Genomic DNA, 15,472 nt, shown 5'->3' on the forward strand with positions numbered 1-15,472 from the left:
AAAGGTACGCCAAACGGGATTCGCATCAACATCACAATGGGAGATGTAAGCGGAATCATTGAGAAAACGACCGCTATTGTTCCGTGCGGGTCGTTCATTACACTGAAAAAACCAACATAAACGCTCAACATCAACGGCATAATTATAGGCAACAGAAACTGCTGCGAGTCCGTTTGATTGTCGACAGCCGCGCCAATCGCGGCGTAAAAGGAGCTGTACAAAAAATAACCTCCTATGAAATAGACGACGAAACCGATCAGAATGCTGGCGATAGGCAAATTCCACAACTCTTTCATATACATTTGGGCAGGACCGGCAAATTCATTTTGCGCTTGCTGCATCAACTCCGGTGAAACTTTGGCCGTTGGGCCTACGTCGACGCCAAAAAATAATGAAGCGGCAAACATCAAGGAAAGTCCTATTACAGCCCAAATAAAGAACTGCAGGATTCCTGCTAGCGATGTCCCGATGATTTTACCGATCATCAATTGGAACGGTTTAACCGATGAAATAATTATCTCTATAATTCGGTTTGTTTTTTCTTCAATGACTGAACGCATCACCATGTTTCCGTAGATAATGATGAACATCATGATCAAATAACCAAATCCGCCGCCAATGGCAATTTTAATCTCGTTAAGTCCTTTTACGCTTTGCTCTCCCGACGCCTTAGCGAGGCTAATATTGACATTCGATTGGGCATTCTTGATCGCCACCGTATCCAATTTTGCCCTTTCAAGGTTAATTTTGGTGATTTTATTAGCAATGATGCTCTGCACATTTTCAATAAATGAAATACTGGGACTGTCATTGGATATGAATTGGACCTTACTTTCCAGATCGGCTACATTGGTTGTTTTGGGAATCAACAGCAAGCCTTCGTAACTCTCCTTTGTGATACTATCTTTCAGGAATTTTTCGTCAATCAGAGATAAATCGAGGTATTTATATTCGCTTTTGTCGCTGTTTTGGGAAACAAACTCATTAGTAAACAAGCCGGATTCGTCATGGATGGCGATGCGTTTGGTTTCCGCTTTCATGGAGCTTAAATACCCGACAAATGCGGCAATCCCAACAAAAAGTAACGGACTTAAAAAGGTCATAACAATAAAAGATTTGTTGCGTACTTTGGCAACAAATTCTCTTTTTATGATTAATGAAATAATACTCATAGGAGTTAAAAAATTAAATTACTTTTCGCTTACGGTCTGGATAAAAATATCATTTACGCTTGGTATCTTTTCCACAAAATGGGTTACTTGGCCGCACTGTGTCAATACATTCAGTAATTCATTTGGCATGGCATTCCCTAGTTGAATTTCTAGTTTCAACTCATTGCTGAGCGACTTGAAATTCGCGGGGCCGACAGTGAATTTTTGCGTGATATCATACATCAGGCCTTCCACATTATCGGATACAATCCCAACTTCAAAGCTGTTTGTTTTGAATTGCCTTTTAACGTCATCCAATTTCCCCTCAATGAGTTTATTTGATTTATGGATTAAGGCGATATGGTCACACAATTCTTCCACGCTTTCCATACGGTGCGTAGAGAAAATGATGGTGGCCCCTTCGTCTCTCAAAGCCAGAATCTCATCTTTTATGATATTGGCGTTTACAGGGTCGAAACCGGAAAAAGGCTCGTCAAAAATCAACAATTTGGGCTTGTGAAGCACGCAAACGACGAACTGGATTTTCTGCGCCATTCCCTTGGATAGCTCTTGCACTTTCTTGTTCCACCAGCCTTGAATTTCCAACCTGTCAAACCAGTAGTTCAACTGTTTCTTCGCCTCGGCTTTGGACAAGCCTTTCATTCGGGCCAAATACAGACATTGTTCACCCACTTTCATGCTATTATACAATCCCCTTTCTTCCGGGAGGTATCCAATGTATTGAACATGCTTGGGCTGCAATTTCTCGCCGTCAAGAATTATATCGCCGCTGTCGGGTAAAGTAATTTGATTTATTATTCGGATCAATGATGTTTTTCCGGCACCGTTTGGACCTAATAGCCCATAAATACTGCCCTTAGGCACGGTTAACGAAACTTCGTTAAGCGCCACGTAATCACCGTATTGCTTCACGACTTTATTGACTTCAAGTAGGGTACTCATGCTGAATTTTGAATTTGTGTAAAAGTAAATAATTAGTATCGAAATAGATATAATTGTTACATAAAAAAACCCACCCTCATTTTCACAAGGATGGGAAACTTATTTTGAATTTTTAATCTTTCTAAAAATTACGAAAACATATCTTTTACTTTCTCGAAAAACGATTTGTCCGATTTTTCAGGATTTGGGATGAAATTTTCATCGGTCAAATTCTTTTCGAAAAATTGTCTCTGATCCTTGTTCAAGGTTTTTGGAGTCCACACATTTACGTGTACTAGCAAATCGCCGTTCCCGTATCCATTGATGCTTGGAATTCCTTTTCCTTTCAACCTAAGGATTTTACCGGATTGGATTCCTTCTTCCAGCTTAATTCTCACTTTTCCGTTTATAGCTTCGATATCTTTTGATATTCCAAGAACCGCTTCGGAAAAACTGATGTATAAGTCATAATGCAAATTCTCTCCTTCTCGTTTCAAGAATTGGTGTTCCATCTCTTCGATGGCTACAATCAAATCTCCCGGAACACTGTTCCCCGGAGCATCGTTCCCTTTGTTGGAAACTTTCAATTGCATCCCGTCAACAACACCTGCGGGTATTTTTATGGAAACGGTTTCATCTTCAAGAATCATCCCTTGTGAGTCTGCTTCAGCTGGTTTTTTGTCCAAAATCTGGCCCGAACCGCCGCAAGTAGGACAGGTGGAAGCCGATTGCATTCTCCCCAGAATAGTGTTAGTCACGCGCATTACTTGCCCTTGCCCATTACAGGTAGAACAAGTTCTATATGTAACTCCCGGAGCTTGAACCTTACGTTTTACTTTTACTTTTTTCTCCACTCCATTTGCGATTTCCTCGAGAGTCAATTTGACTTTGATGCGAAGATTGCTTCCTTTGATTCTGCGTTGACCTCCGCCTCCGCCTCCAAATCCGCCACCGCCACCAAAGGCGCTGCCGAAAATATCACCGAACTGACTGAAAATGTCATCCATATTCATTCCGCCGTGACCGCCACCGCCAAAACCTCCAGATCCATCAAAAGCTTGATGACCATATTGATCGTACTTGGCTTTCTTGTTCGGGTCGCTTAAAACTTCATAAGCCTCAGCGGCTAATTTGAACTTTTCCTCTGCCGATTTGTCGTCAGGGTTTTTGTCAGGATGATGTTCTAATGCTTTTTTTCTGTAAGCTTTCTTTATCGCTGCAGCATCTGCGCTTTTTGAAATACCTAATATCTCGTAAAAATCTTTTTTCATTTTAATATTTTTGAATGGCACAAATGCGACCAATCGCACTCTAGAAGTTATTTATCGCTTCCCAGACATTTGTTGGACGCGACGAATCGCGACTCCACTATTGCCCGATAACAACTTTTGGAAAACGAATAATTTTATCGCCTAATTTATACCCTTTTTCGAGAACATCCACGATTTTTCCTTTCATCTTGGCCGATGGAGCAGGAATTTGTGTGATTGCCTCAGCAAAATCGGCATCAAATGAATCGCCGGCTTTAACCTCAACTTGCTCCAGTCCTTTAGAAACTAAAGTGTTTTTTAGTTTTTCATGTATCAGTTCCACCCCTTTTAAAAGAAGTTCATCCTCTGATTTGCTTATTTCGACCATTGCTCTGTCAAAATCATCCAAAACGGGAAGCATAGCCAATAAAACTTCTTGGTTAGCCGTTTTAAACAATTCTATACGTTCTTTTGAAGTTCTTCTTTTATAATTTTCAAATTCAGCAAATAATCGTAAATATTTATCTTTCTCCTTCGCTAAGTCTTGCGTCAATTGCTCCTCAACACTTAACTCATCAGCAACAACCGCTTCCGCGTTGTTCTCTAATGTTACATCATCCATCTCTTTATCGATTTCTGTATTTTCAGTAGTCATATTACTTTTATTTTTAAATATATTTTTAAACTTCATTTTTGCACTTTTCTATGGATTGCAAAAGTACTGCCAATTCTAACTAAATGTCAAATTGTCATTCTTTTTTTTGATTTCCGTTTGACTTCAAAAAATTTAGCATCCGAGATTAATTTCTACCATTTTAACTTAAATTTTAATATAATATTAAGACTATTACGTTTTAGTTTCTCTAAGTTTGTTACCGGTTCTGATCTACAATTATGGTTGGTTACTGAATAATTATTAATTCGTGATTACCTTATATTAAAAAAAGCTTTGTTTACCTAAACAAAGCTTTTTTTTGTGCTTGATTTTTTGTTACAAAAGGGCTTTTTTCAAGCCTTCAAAATCAAGTGAATGCTGCTCCCCTGTTGCTAAGTTTTTAAGGGCAAAACGATCGGATGCCATTTCATTTTCGCTGATGATTACCGCAAAGGGAATGTTGCGTTTATCGGCATGCTGAAATTGCTTTGCCACTTTCATGTTGTCCGGATACAACTCTACTTTTATACCCGATGCTCTTAATTTCTGGATTGCTTTCATCGCATAAAAAGCTTCGCTATCGCCGTAATTGATAAACAATGCTTTTGTGGTCGCGGTAACCGTCTCCGGGAACAGATTCAGTTCCTCCACAACCAGATAAATACGGTCGAGTCCGAAAGAAATCCCAACGCCACTCATGTTTTTCAAACCAAAAATGCCTGTCAAATCATCATATCGTCCGCCGCCACCTATGGACCCCATGGCGACTTCCTTCGGCGGAGCGACTTCAAAAATAGCCCCGGTATAATAATTTAAACCACGAGCCAAGGTAACGTCCAGATCAAGAATTGCCGTTGACAGTCCCAGATTTATGCTGTTGTCACAAATGAAACGTAATTCTTCAACGCCTTTCATCCCTTCTTCCGAAGAAGCCAACAGTTGTGATAGTTTGTCGATTTTTTCCGAAATGGTCCCCGTGAAATTAAAAAGGGGCTGCACTTTAGTTATGGCTCCCTCTGAAATTCCCTTTTCGACCATTTCCTTTTTCACGCCGTCCTCGCCTATTTTGTCCAGCTTATCGAGAGCCACGGTAAAATCGATCAATTTACCCGACGCTCCGATTACTTCGGCGATTCCCGATAAAATTTTTCTGTTGTTGATTTTGATAGTCACCCCTTTCAATCCCAAAGCAGTAAAAACGGTATCGTAAAGCTGCACCAATTCCACCTCTTGCCATAGCGACTTCGAGCCTACCACATCTGCATCGCACTGGAAAAACTCCCTGAAGCGACCTTTTTGAGGCCTGTCAGCACGCCAAACGGGCTGGATTTGGTATCTTTTGAAAGGAAATTCAATTTCGTTTTGGTGTTGCACCACATATCTTGCAAAAGGCACCGTCAGGTCATAACGCAAAGCTTTCTCAGAAATGCTTGCCGTCAACTTTGTGCTGTCCTTGCTTTCTAAATGGGATGCATTTGCTTTGGCCAAATAATCTCCTGAATTCAATATCTTGAAAATCAATCGATCTCCTTCTTCCCCATATTTTCCCATTAGGGTTTCCGAGTTTTCGAACGAAGGTGTCTCTATGGGTTGAAAACCAAATTTCTCGAAATTACTTTTTATGATTTGTATTATATATTGTCGTTTTGCCACCTCAGCAGGTGAAAAATCTCTTGTCCCTTTGGGTATACTAGGTTTTGATGCCATTTTTTTTAATTATGAATTATAAATTATGATTTTTAAATTTCATATTTCTTGCTGCAAATATCCTATTTTTAAAACAAATAATACTCCTTCCAAAACAAACTTGTAACAAAAATTGTATTTTCGTGTCAAATTACCATGATGCTAAATTTATTCAAAGAAAACGTACGAATTGCCATTGGTTCCGTAAGAACACAATTATTGCGAACGACTCTTACCGTTTTAATAATTGCCATTGGGATTACTGCCTTAGTTGGAATCCTGACCGTGGTATCTGCTTTAGAAAACACCATTTCTTCCGATTTTGCATCGATGGGGGCCAATACCTTCAATATAAAACAATACGAAAACACCATTCGAAGACAAGGACGTGAAGAACGCGAAATAATAAACCCAATCATTTCCTATCCCGAAGCGGTCGCCTTCAAAAACAAATATAATTACCCCTTTTCCGAAACTTCACTTTCATTTACCGCGACTTCAACAGCGGAAGTAAAATATGAAGCGAACAAAACGGACCCGGAAATTGCTGTGGTCGGTGTTGATGAATATTTCATGAGCAATTCAGGTTTGGAAACCAGTATTGGCAGAAATTTCACGGGCTTTGACATAGACAACAACAACTTTGTTTGCGTGGTAGGCTCTGATTTTGAAAAAGGACTACTGAAAGACATCAACCCAATTGACAAAACAATTTCCATCCGAGGGGCTAGGTTCAAGGTGATTGGCGTTCTAAAAGAAAAAGGCTCCACCTTTGGTAATAAGCAGGATTTAAGGGTTTTAATCCCGATTCAATTGGCTAGGTCATTATTTACGGCTCCCAATATTAATTACACCGTGAGTGTCATGGTTTCCAAAAAAGAATTGCTGGACCAAGCCATCGATAATGCTACCATCACTATGCGTAACGTACGTAAATTGAGTCCTGTAAAAGACAACAATTTTGGCGTAGTGCGCAGCGACGACCTAATCAACAGAATCCTGGGAATCACTCAATATCTTGGCCTCGCCTCTTGGCTAATAGGGATCATTACCGTCTTGGGATCCTCGATCGCTTTGATGAACATCATGATCGTTTCGGTAACGGAACGCACAAGAGAAATAGGAGTTAGAAAAGCCTTGGGTGCCAAAAGGTCCACTGTCGCGATTCAGTTTTTCATGGAAACCCTGCTGATAGGTCAAATGGGAGGCATCGTCGGTATCATTTTGGGCATCTTGATAGGTTATGGAATCGCCACTGCTTTGAGTTTCGAATTTGTGATTCCTTGGATTGCCATTTTCGCCGCCTTTCTGACCAGCTTTATGGTAGCTATCGTTTCTGGTTTGTATCCAGCGATAAAAGCAGCTTTTTTGGATCCGATCGAAGCCTTGCGATATGAGTAGTCTGCAGTAATTATTAAACTGTCGCTTTTATCATCCGGTCATTTCCATAAATATCTTTGCGCAATTCGATATTTTTGAAACCCATTTCAGCCAAGAGTGCTGCCGTTTCCTTGCCTAAATATTGATTGATTTCGAAGAACAATTGTCCTTTTTCGGTCAGGTTTTTTTGGGCTAATTCGGCAATTTTCCTGTAAAAAACCAAGGCGTCATTGTCTTCCACAAAAAGCGCCAAATGAGGTTCGTTATCCAAAACATTCTTCCTGATTTCCTGTTTTTCCAGATTTCGAACGTAAGGAGGATTCGATACGATGAAGTCAAATTGTTGCCCCAAATTTTCCGTTTGCAGGATGTTTTGAGTAATGAACGTCACGTCAACTTCGTTTATTTCAGCGTTTTTTTTGGCGATGGTCAATGCTTTTTCTGAAACGTCAATGGCATAGACGCTTGCAGTAGGAATGTTTTTTGCCAATGAAACTGCAATACAACCACTTCCTGTTCCTATATCAAGAACTCTGGGCTTTTGACTTTCGTCTTTTGACCTTTGGCTTTCTAAAATCCATTCGACCAGTTCTTCGGTTTCTGGTCTTGGGATCAAAACGGACGAATTGACTTCGAAATCCAAACCATAAAAGCTGGTTTTTCCCAATAGGTATTGGACAGGAATTTCCAGTTTCAACTGTTCCACGAGCGTCTTCCAAACCAAAATTTCCGCATCGGTAAAATCCAGATCAGGACGCAAAGCCAAATCGATTCTTTTCAATTGATGGTTCGCCTCCAATATCAGGTAGAAAAAACTTTCGGCTTCGCCTTCGCCATGGATCGGTGAAAGCGTTTGAATGAAGAGGTCTCGATATTGCTTAATTTTCATCGTTTCGGGCATTTCTGTTTCACTTAGAACTAATAAATTCTCAACTATAGTTCCTTCAGCATCCAAACGGGACAAGATGTATGGCCTGTAGATCCCATTGGGGCGTCAATATTCACGAAGCCTGCTTTTTTATACAGTTTTTGGGCACCATGCATAAAAGGCATCGTTTCCAGATAGCATTTTTCAAAGCCAAATTCTTTGGCGCTCTGCAAACATTTCTCCATCATTTGGCTTCCTATTCCCAAACCGCGGGTTTCCGGACGAAAATACATTTTTTGCAGTTCGCAGATGGATTCCACTTCGTTTTCAAGTGGAGCCACGCCAGCTGCACCCATTATTTTTCCGTCGTTTTCAACAACGTAATATACGGATTTCGGCTTGCTATATTCCTCAAACATTAAATCCAGATAAGGGTCTTCATAAGCCGTTCCCACTTTTGGGATATTCATTTCGTCAAAAACCGCCCGTATCAATTCTGCGACAGCTTGATTGTCTCTTTTTTCAATCTTTCTGATAACCCAATTTTCCATTATTATTGCTACTTATTTTTATGCCACAAAAATAGAAATTGTTTGCGGTTATTTTTGAAAGTTTCAAAACTAAATCTTAAACCCAAAAATAACTACTTTTGCATAGTGAAGATACATGAAAAATACATAAAGCGTTGCATAGAACTGGCCAAAAACGGACTCGGGACAACTTACCCGAATCCTTTGGTGGGCAGCGTCATTGTTTATAAAAATAAAATAATCGGCGAGGGTTGGCACAGGATGGCGGGAGAACCGCACGCCGAAGTGAACGCCATTAATTCCGTGAAAGACAAATCGCAATTGCAAAAAGCGACCATTTATGTCAGCCTTGAACCTTGTAGCCATTTTGGAAAGACACCGCCCTGCTGCGACTTAATCATAAGAAATAGGATTCCAAATGTCGTTGTGGGAACTGTGGACCCTAACGTAAAAGTCGCGGGCAACGGTATAAAAAAATTGATTGCCGCTGGGGCAAAGGTAACCTTTGGCATCCTTGAGGACGAATGCAACGAACTGAACAAACGTTTTTTTACTTTTCATCAAAAAAAGCGACCATACATTATTTTGAAATGGGCAGAAAGCCAAGACGGCTTTATCGCTCCGGACGCGACATTCAGGAAAGTCCAAAACAATGATGTAAAGAAACCGGTATGGATCACCAGCCCCTATTCAAGGCAATTGGTCCACAAATGGCGAAGCGAAGAGCAGGCCATTTTGGTGGGTACCCAAACCGTTATCGATGACAACCCAATATTAGACGTTCGAAACTGGACGGGAAGCAACCCTATCAGGGTGGTTTTGGACAAAAATAATCGCATCCCAAACGACAGTTATGTGTTCAATAATCAATGTAAAACTATCGTTATTTCGAAAACCACAACAAATCGCGACAAAGAAAACCTTATCTTTGATAACGTTGATCTTGAAAAAGAAATCGCACAACAACTGACGCAGGCAATGTATCGGCACCAAATTCAATCCGTTATTATCGAAGGCGGCCGACAAACATTACAAACTTTCATTGACGCAAATCTTTGGGATGAAGCCCGAGTTTTCTCAGGAATTACAATTTTCGGGGATGGCACAAGGGCACCAATTCTACCAAAAAGCAATCGTAAAAATCAAGTGATCGGCCAAGACGAACTTATAATATCCAGAAACCATGATTAATGCAATTATTTTTGATTTCGGAGATGTCTTCATCAATTTAGACAAGCAAGCCACCGTTGATGGCCTAAAAAAATTAGGCCTAACTCAATGGAATGACGACTTGGACCAATTGAACATTCAGTTTGAAACCGGCAAAATCACAAGAGATAATTTCCTCGATGGCATTCAAAGGCATATCCCAAAAGCAAGCACTGCAGAAATAATGGAGGCCTGGAACGCCATCTTGTTGGATTTTCCTCTGTATCGTTTGGAGTTCCTTCAAATGCTTTCCAAAAAATACAGACTCTTTTTGTTGAGTAACACCGATTCTATTCACATCGACACTTTCGAACAAAAATGCGGCACTACTTTTTACAGCGATTTTTATCAATGTTTCGAACGAGTTTATTTTTCATTTGAAATAGAAATGCGCAAACCCAATTACGAAATTTTCAATTATGTTTTAAACAAACATGAATTGCAAGCAAAACGGACTTTGTTCGTTGATGACAAGAAAGAAAACACCGATGCCGCAGCTGAACTTGGTTTCCAAGTATGGAATCTCCAAGTGGGCAAAGAAGATGTCGTAGATCTGTTTAGTAAAAATACAATTTAGAAGAATACCTATTGGAAATTAAAGACACTTACAATACCATTGAAACTGCGTCGGAAGAGGTATTATTTAAGGAAAAGAGCAGCAAATTTTTTGGTTATGCATTTCCCATTCAATCCGAAGAGGAACTAAAACCCATTATTGACCAATTAAGAAAAAAACATCCCCATGCGGGCCATTTTTGCTACGCCTATCAAATAGGTACAGACGCCGTTTCCTATAGGGCTAATGACGACGGGGAGCCCAGCAACAGCGCAGGAATGCCAATTTACGGACAAATACAATCCTTTGCGGTGACAAACACCCTCGTTGTAGTCGTTCGGTTTTTTGGAGGAACAAAACTGGGTGTCGGCGGATTAATATCAGCATATAGAACAACGGCTCAAACTACCCTCGAAACTTGCAACGTCATTGAAAAAACAATTGACATTCATTATCAAATATCATTTGACTATAAAAACATGAATAAGGTCATGAGGGTGATCAAAGAAAAAAAACTAGAAATTGTAACCCAAGAAATGAAAATGATAGAGGAAACAGGATTGCCAATTGGCATAATAGAGATAAAAACACGAAAAAAAAATGCCGAAATTATATTCGACATTTTTAACTCCATATTCGAAATCGACATCAAAACTATAAAATAATTTTGGTCCGAATTCATCAGTTTTACATTTTGGCAAGTTTCTCTTTAACATATTCCGGAGGGAGAGTCGGACGGCTAGTTTTCATGTCAACAAAAACCAAGGTGGAGCTGGCAATTGTTAATAACTCCAACTTCTCGTTGTAGATTTCATAGTCAAATTCAATCTTAACTGAAGTTTGACTTTTAAAAATAGTTTTAACCGTCAAAAGATCGTCATATCGGGCCGGTTTTTTGTAATTTATGTTTAGGGAAACCACCGGAAGCATAATTCCGTTTTCCTCCATCCATTTGTAGGAAACCCCAAGGTTTCTGAGCCATTCCACGCGCCCCATCTCAAAATACTGCGCATAATTGCCGTGATAAACCACTCCCATTTGATCCGTTTCGGAATACCTCACGCGTACACTAAATTCATGTTCTTTCATACTTTTATTTGTTTTTTTATTTAAATTTTAATTTGTCAAATACTACTTACAACAATATTTTTACAAATTCAACCCCTATTTATTTTTTTTTACAGAAATTTGTTCACATATTTGTTAACCCGAAAAATATCGAAATTTTTGGTATTTTTTAATAAGAGACCGATTACTAAATAAAATAATTTACCTAGAATTTATGAACAAAACTGCTCAATCAGTATGGGAAAACTGTTTGTCTTTTATTAAAGACAACATTCAAGACCAAGCATTCAAAACTTGGTTTGAACCAATTAAATCAGTTGAACTTACCGATAACGCATTGTACATTCAGGTTCCAAGTAAATTCTTCTATGAATGGCTGGAAGAACACTATGTAAAACTACTAAAAGTAGCCTTGACCAAAGAACTTGGTAAAAACGCGAAGTTACTTTATAAAATCAAAATGGAAAACACTTATGGCAATAAACAACCGTTTACGGAACAATTGCCAAGTGCTAACCGCGCCCCGATGAAACCCCAAAATGTTGATGCTCCTTTTAAAAACCTTGATCCTGAATTAAAAAATCCATTTGTAATTCCAGGAATCAGAAATTTAAAGATAGAATCGCAATTGAATGCCAACTATAGTTTTGACAATTTCCTGGAAGGGGATTCAAACAGACTGGCACGTTCAGCGGGAATGGCTGTAGCCAACAAACCAGGCGGGACATCCTTCAACCCCTTATTGATTTTTGGCGGCGTAGGACTGGGAAAAACGCACTTAGCGCATGCCATTGGAGTTGAAATCAAAGACAAATATCCTGAAAAAACAGTTTTATACATATCTGCCGAAATATTCACGCAACAATACATTGATTCGGTAAAGAAAAACAACCGGAATGATTTCATCCATTTTTATCAATTAATTGATGTTTTGATTATTGACGATGTTCAGTTTCTTTCCGGTAAATCAGGAACACAGGATGTGTTTTTCCATATATTTAATTACTTGCACCAAAACGGCAAGCAAGTTATTCTGACTTCGGACAAAGCGCCAGTTGATATGCAAGATATTGAGCAACGCTTATTGTCTCGATTCAAATGGGGATTGTCAGCTGAATTGCACCAACCTGATTATGAAACCAGAATTTCTATACTTAAGAACATTTTGTATCGTGATGGTGTTGAAATTCCTGAAGAAATCATTGAATACGTAGCACGCAACATCAAATCAAATGTTCGCGAATTGGAAGGCGCCATTATCTCGTTGATTGCGCAATCCTCTTTCAACAAAAAAGAAGTCACCATTGAATTGGCGAAGAGTGTTGTCGAAAAATTCGTGAAAAATGTAAAACGAGAAATTTCTATCGATTACATTCAAAAAACAGTTTCCGATTATTTCCAATTGGATCTGGAAACCTTGCAATCAAAAACAAGAAAAAGGCATGTGGTCCAAGCAAGACAGTTGGCTATGTTTTTCGCGAAAAAATTCACGAAAGCCTCTTTGGCGAATATCGGTTCCCAGATTGGTGACCGTGATCACGCAACCGTATTGCACGCTTGCAAAACAGTGGACAACTTAGTGGCCACCGACAAACAATTCAAGAAATTTGTTGAAGATATCCATAAAAAATTAACGCTATAAAAGCATCATGCCCGTAAAAATTTTAATGGTTTGTTTGGGGAATATTTGTCGATCACCATTGGCAGAGGGCATCATGGCTTCCAAACTTCCCAAAGATAAATTCACCGTAGATTCTGCCGGGACCGGTTCATGGCACATTGGTCATTCACCTGACGCCCGTTCAATCTCAACCGCCAAAAAGAACAAGCTCGATATTTCAAAACAAAAAGGCAGACAATTCAGCGTTAATGATTTCGATACCTACGACTATATCTATGTCATGGACAAGTCGAATTATGACGATGTAATCGAATTGGCGAAAACTTCTGAGCAAAAAAACAAAGTACAAATTATTTTGAATGAATTGTATCCTAATGAAAATGTGGATGTTCCCGATCCTTATTTTGGTATGCCGAACGGCTTTGACATTGTCTATAATATGCTAGATGAAGTTTGCGACATTATAGCCGACAAATTAAAAAAGGCTCACTAATAATTTTGAGCGGTTTTTTTCAACTCTAAATTCATATCTATTTCTTTATTAATGCCGTTCTTTGCATTTCTAAATTAGTTTACAAATCAAAATCGATCGCAATGAAATCAAATACCTCATTAGGGAAACTCTATCTAATCCCCACAACTATGGGCGATTGTGACCCTATGGATGTTCTGCCTCACACTGTAAAAAGAACTATTGACTTCATTGATCATTATATTGTTGAGAATGACAAAACAGCCCGGAAATCAATAAAGGAGGTTAGCCCCGAAAAAAAACAATCCGAACTGGTATTGTTTACTTTAAACAAACGCACCGAAGTAAAAGAACACCTTGATTTCATCAAACCTTTATTAGAAGGCAAAAACATGGGATTAATGAGCGAAGCCGGTTGCCCCGGAGTGGCTGATCCTGGCGCAGTTATCGTGAAACTGGCGCATGAAAAAGGGATTCAGGTCATCCCATTGGTCGGCCCCTCTTCCATACTGTTGGCCATGATGGCTTCCGGAATGAACGGTCAAAGCTTTACGTTTCACGGTTATTTGCCTATTGAAAAGGACGAAAAGAAAGCGAGCTTCAAAAATCTCGAAAAGATATCTTTCGAACAAAATCAGTCGCAAATTTTCATCGAAACGCCATACCGCAACAATAAATTATTGGAAGATTTGTTGCAGACTTTGCATCCAGAAACGCATTTATGCATAGCCACGGACATCACACTGCCAACGGAATACATTAAGACCAAAAAAATTTCGGCATGGAAAAAGGAAAATGTGGATTTACACAAACGTCCAACCATTTTTATCATCCATAAAATGTAAATTTTAGATTACGAATGGAATATTTTTATATCTTGGTAAAAACTAAACCATCAAAAGAATTAAAATGAAGGTAACCAAAAGAGACGTTAGAGTATTTGTATTGGGCATGATCGCCTTTTTTGCAATTGAGTCTATCTACAACTGGAAAGAAGTTAAACAAGTTATATCTAATGGCTGGCATGATGGCTATAATAGCAACTAACTATTCTGTAGCCGTTGAAGGATAAAATATAATGCAGTTTTATTGCAGCGGAAAAAATTAAATCCATTTGATTATGAAAAATACTTTTTTATAATCAAATGGATTTTTAGTTTTTATTAACGTCACTCAAATAAATTATCGCTCTTCTTCATAAAATTATATTCCCCAAAGATTATTACGTAAAAAAACATCGTTAAATACTGAAAATCAAAATTTTATAATTAAATTTAATCCCCCTAATCTAAAAAAAATCACAATTATAAATTTTAAACAAATTTAATTATGAAAAACAAAATTTTTAAGGGAGGATTAGTGTTGCTTATCGTGACCTTGTTCCTAGGCTGTAATCAAAAAAAAGAGGCGCCCATGGCGACAACTACAGTTGACAAAGAAGCCATCAAAACTGAAATTCAAGCGATGGAAGATGCCTACGCAGCTGCCTATAACGCAAGAAATGCAGCAGACGTCGCCATGTATTATTCAGACGATGCCATAAGTTTTTCTAATGAAAAAAAACCGGCGGAAGGCAGGGCAGCGATTCAGGAATCGATAAAGGCAGATTTGGCAACCTTTCCAAAAGGAGCTAAAATATCGTTCGAGACAAAAGAAGTGCACGTTTCAAATGATGGTAACCAGGTTGTGGAAATTGGCGGCTATGCCGTCACAGATTCCACAAATACCAAAATGAGAACAGGAAACTTCATGAGTCTATTTGAAAAAAGAGACGGAAAATACCTTTGCACAAGGGATATGGGAACTTCCGATATGCCTATACCAAAGAAATAAAAAGTCAGTAGACTCAATACGCAAGAGACAGCCTAAAAAGGAACTCGCTTAAGCTAAAAGACATAATGGTTTTTTAAAAATCGCAAAGAATCGTTTTCGAGCTGAACCTTTGTGGATTATTAGTGAACTTGGCGATTCTTCTTTGGACTGTTTCTTGTTTTATTGTTTCCACATAGAAGCCAACAGCTTAAATAAAATTCGATTTTCAAATCAAATGCCATTATCCTAATTTAGGCGAACGAATCCAACTA

At 38.8% G+C, this 15,472-nt stretch carries 16 protein-coding genes; 8 read left to right on the top strand and 8 right to left on the bottom strand.

Annotation, left to right across the window (positions count from 1 at the left end; genetic code table 11):
• The 5 genes from VIH09_RS01030 to hisS all read right to left on the bottom strand — a co-directional run.
• On the bottom strand, positions 1-1,172 hold a 1,172-nt coding region (locus VIH09_RS01030; protein ID WP_331576973.1), incomplete at its 3' end, for an ABC transporter permease.
• An 18-nt stretch (positions 1,173-1,190) separates the two neighbouring features.
• Complete coding sequence (locus VIH09_RS01035) at positions 1,191-2,114, bottom strand: ATP-binding cassette domain-containing protein (protein ID WP_331576975.1); 924 nt, start codon at positions 2,112-2,114, stop codon at positions 1,191-1,193.
• Positions 2,115-2,242: 128 nt separating this feature from the next.
• On the bottom strand, positions 2,243-3,364 hold the full coding sequence (gene dnaJ, locus VIH09_RS01040; RefSeq protein ID WP_331576977.1) for a molecular chaperone DnaJ: 1,122 nt from the start codon (positions 3,362-3,364) through the stop codon (positions 2,243-2,245).
• 97 nt (positions 3,365-3,461) lie between these two features.
• The gene (locus tag VIH09_RS01045; protein WP_331576979.1) at positions 3,462-4,034 is read right to left on the bottom strand and encodes a nucleotide exchange factor GrpE; all 573 of its coding nucleotides are present in this window, start codon (positions 4,032-4,034) and stop codon (positions 3,462-3,464) included.
• Between the two features lie 300 nt (positions 4,035-4,334).
• Positions 4,335-5,705: a histidine--tRNA ligase gene (hisS, locus tag VIH09_RS01050; RefSeq protein WP_331576981.1), complete on the bottom strand. Its 1,371-nt coding sequence runs from the start codon at positions 5,703-5,705 to the stop codon at positions 4,335-4,337.
• A 135-nt stretch (positions 5,706-5,840) separates the two neighbouring features.
• On the opposite strand from hisS, the gene VIH09_RS01055 reads away from it, so the two are divergent.
• The gene (locus VIH09_RS01055; protein WP_331576983.1) at positions 5,841-7,085 is read left to right on the top strand and encodes an ABC transporter permease; all 1,245 of its coding nucleotides are present in this window, start codon (positions 5,841-5,843) and stop codon (positions 7,083-7,085) included.
• A 13-nt stretch (positions 7,086-7,098) separates the two neighbouring features.
• Here VIH09_RS01055 and prmC read toward each other — a convergent pair whose 3' ends face one another.
• Together prmC and VIH09_RS01065 are read right to left on the bottom strand one after the other, a co-directional pair.
• Positions 7,099-7,953: a peptide chain release factor N(5)-glutamine methyltransferase gene (gene prmC / locus VIH09_RS01060; RefSeq protein ID WP_331576985.1), complete on the bottom strand. Its 855-nt coding sequence runs from the start codon at positions 7,951-7,953 to the stop codon at positions 7,099-7,101.
• Positions 7,954-7,997: 44 nt separating this feature from the next.
• The gene (locus tag VIH09_RS01065) at positions 7,998-8,483 is read right to left on the bottom strand and encodes a GNAT family N-acetyltransferase (protein WP_331576987.1); all 486 of its coding nucleotides are present in this window, start codon (positions 8,481-8,483) and stop codon (positions 7,998-8,000) included.
• 105 nt (positions 8,484-8,588) lie between these two features.
• On the opposite strand from VIH09_RS01065, the gene ribD reads away from it, so the two are divergent.
• From ribD to VIH09_RS01080, 3 genes are read left to right on the top strand one after another with little or no spacing between them, the layout of a single operon-like run.
• Positions 8,589-9,653, top strand: coding sequence for a bifunctional diaminohydroxyphosphoribosylaminopyrimidine deaminase/5-amino-6-(5-phosphoribosylamino)uracil reductase RibD (ribD, locus tag VIH09_RS01070; protein ID WP_331576989.1), 1,065 nt, complete (start codon positions 8,589-8,591; stop codon positions 9,651-9,653).
• The gene (locus tag VIH09_RS01075) at positions 9,646-10,248 is read left to right on the top strand and encodes an HAD family phosphatase (RefSeq protein WP_331576991.1); all 603 of its coding nucleotides are present in this window, start codon (positions 9,646-9,648) and stop codon (positions 10,246-10,248) included. Before ribD ends, VIH09_RS01075 begins: the two co-directional genes overlap by 8 nt.
• An 11-nt stretch (positions 10,249-10,259) precedes the next feature.
• A complete protein-coding gene (locus tag VIH09_RS01080; protein WP_331576993.1) occupies positions 10,260-10,892 on the top strand; it encodes a YigZ family protein in 633 nt (210 codons plus the stop codon).
• A gap of 22 nt (positions 10,893-10,914) precedes the next feature.
• On the opposite strand, the gene VIH09_RS01085 is transcribed toward VIH09_RS01080, so the two are convergent.
• Positions 10,915-11,316: a thioesterase family protein gene (locus VIH09_RS01085; RefSeq protein WP_331576995.1), complete on the bottom strand. Its 402-nt coding sequence runs from the start codon at positions 11,314-11,316 to the stop codon at positions 10,915-10,917.
• A 193-nt stretch (positions 11,317-11,509) separates the two neighbouring features.
• On the opposite strand from VIH09_RS01085, the gene dnaA reads away from it, so the two are divergent.
• From dnaA to VIH09_RS01105, 4 genes are all read left to right on the top strand, one after another.
• Positions 11,510-12,937 carry a chromosomal replication initiator protein DnaA gene (gene dnaA / locus VIH09_RS01090; protein ID WP_007137863.1) on the top strand — a complete coding sequence of 476 codons (1,428 nt, stop codon included), beginning with the start codon at positions 11,510-11,512 and terminating at the stop codon, positions 12,935-12,937.
• A gap of 7 nt (positions 12,938-12,944) precedes the next feature.
• Positions 12,945-13,409 carry a low molecular weight protein-tyrosine-phosphatase gene (locus VIH09_RS01095; RefSeq protein ID WP_331577001.1) on the top strand — a complete coding sequence of 155 codons (465 nt, stop codon included), beginning with the start codon at positions 12,945-12,947 and terminating at the stop codon, positions 13,407-13,409.
• Between the two features lie 101 nt (positions 13,410-13,510).
• A complete protein-coding gene (locus VIH09_RS01100) occupies positions 13,511-14,233 on the top strand; it encodes an SAM-dependent methyltransferase (RefSeq protein WP_331577003.1) in 723 nt (240 codons plus the stop codon).
• A gap of 484 nt (positions 14,234-14,717) precedes the next feature.
• A complete protein-coding gene (locus VIH09_RS01105) occupies positions 14,718-15,221 on the top strand; it encodes an SgcJ/EcaC family oxidoreductase (protein WP_331577005.1) in 504 nt (167 codons plus the stop codon).
• Positions 15,222-15,472: the final 251 nt, after the last annotated feature.

Origin of the sequence: Flavobacterium sp., from assembly GCF_036515215.1 — a bacterium.
GTDB lineage: Bacteria > Bacteroidota > Bacteroidia > Flavobacteriales > Flavobacteriaceae > Flavobacterium.

Bases quoted from the DNA above. Each gene is read 5' to 3' on its own strand.
- VIH09_RS01035 (WP_331576975.1), bottom strand. From the start codon at position 2,114: ATGAGTACCCTACTTGAAGTCAATAAAGTCGTGAAGCAATACGGTGAT.
- dnaJ (WP_331576977.1), bottom strand. From the start codon at position 3,364: ATGAAAAAAGATTTTTACGAGATATTAGGTATTTCAAAAAGCGCAGAT.
- VIH09_RS01045 (WP_331576979.1), bottom strand. From the start codon at position 4,034: ATGAAGTTTAAAAATATATTTAAAAATAAAAGTAATATGACTACTGAA.
- hisS (WP_331576981.1), bottom strand. From the start codon at position 5,705: ATGGCATCAAAACCTAGTATACCCAAAGGGACAAGAGATTTTTCACCT.
- VIH09_RS01055 (WP_331576983.1), top strand. From the start codon at position 5,841: ATGATGCTAAATTTATTCAAAGAAAACGTACGAATTGCCATTGGTTCC.
- prmC (WP_331576985.1), bottom strand. From the start codon at position 7,953: ATGAAAATTAAGCAATATCGAGACCTCTTCATTCAAACGCTTTCACCG.
- VIH09_RS01065 (WP_331576987.1), bottom strand. From the start codon at position 8,483: ATGGAAAATTGGGTTATCAGAAAGATTGAAAAAAGAGACAATCAAGCT.
- VIH09_RS01075 (WP_331576991.1), top strand. From the start codon at position 9,646: ATGATTAATGCAATTATTTTTGATTTCGGAGATGTCTTCATCAATTTA.
- VIH09_RS01085 (WP_331576995.1), bottom strand. From the start codon at position 11,316: ATGAAAGAACATGAATTTAGTGTACGCGTGAGGTATTCCGAAACGGAT.
- dnaA (WP_007137863.1), top strand. From the start codon at position 11,510: ATGAACAAAACTGCTCAATCAGTATGGGAAAACTGTTTGTCTTTTATT.
- VIH09_RS01095 (WP_331577001.1), top strand. From the start codon at position 12,945: ATGCCCGTAAAAATTTTAATGGTTTGTTTGGGGAATATTTGTCGATCA.
- VIH09_RS01100 (WP_331577003.1), top strand. From the start codon at position 13,511: ATGAAATCAAATACCTCATTAGGGAAACTCTATCTAATCCCCACAACT.
- VIH09_RS01105 (WP_331577005.1), top strand. From the start codon at position 14,718: ATGAAAAACAAAATTTTTAAGGGAGGATTAGTGTTGCTTATCGTGACC.